Below are 779 nucleotides of genomic sequence, written 5' to 3'. Positions count from 1 at the left end.
GATTCCGACAGCGACTCGGATTCAGACAGCGATGCCGACTCCGACAGTGACTCCGATTCCGACAGCGACTCTGACTCCGACAGCGACTCGGATTCGGACAGCGATTCGGACTCTGACAGCGATTCGGACTCTGACAGCGATTCCGATTCTGACAGTGACTCGGATTCGGACAGTGATTCGGACTCTGACAGTGACTCGGATTCCGACAGCGATTCCGATTCTGACAGTGACTCTGACTCCGACAGCGATTCGGACTCCGACAGCGACTCCGACTCCGACAGTGACTCGGACTCCGACAGTGACTCGGATTCGGACAGCGATTCGGATTCGGACAGCGACTCGGATTCCGACAGCGACTCTGACTCCGACAGCGACTCGGATTCGGACAGCGATTCTGACTCTGACAGTGACTCTGACTCCGACAGCGACTCTGACTCCGACAGCGATTCCGACTCCGACAGCGATTCGGATTCTGACAGCGACTCGGATAGCGACAGCGATTCTGACTCTGACAGCGATTCCGATTCTGACAGTGACTCGGACTCTGACAGCGACTCGGACTCCGACAGCGACTCGGATTCCGACAGTGACTCCGACTCTGACAGCGACTCGGATTCTGACAGTGACTCTGACTCCGACAGCGATTCCGATTCCGACAGCGATTCGGACTCTGACAGCGATTCCGATTCCGACAGCGATTCCGATTCCGACAGTGACTCGGATAGCGACAGCGATTCGGATTCCGACAGCGACTCGGATTCAGACAGCGATGCCGACTC

1 protein-coding gene is annotated in these 779 nt (G+C 57.0%); it reads left to right on the top strand.

Translation table 11 applies throughout. The features are described 5' to 3' along the window. The coding region (locus ACSIPU_RS30385) for a hypothetical protein (protein ID WP_435322472.1) at positions 1-779 on the top strand (779 nt) is incomplete at both ends.

Source organism: Klebsiella sp. HN106 (genome assembly GCF_051209435.1).
Taxonomy (GTDB): Bacteria; Pseudomonadota; Gammaproteobacteria; order Enterobacterales; family Enterobacteriaceae; genus Klebsiella; species Klebsiella oxytoca.
Note: the sequence above shows the minus strand (reverse complement) of the source record. Positions and strands in the feature narration are given on the sequence as shown.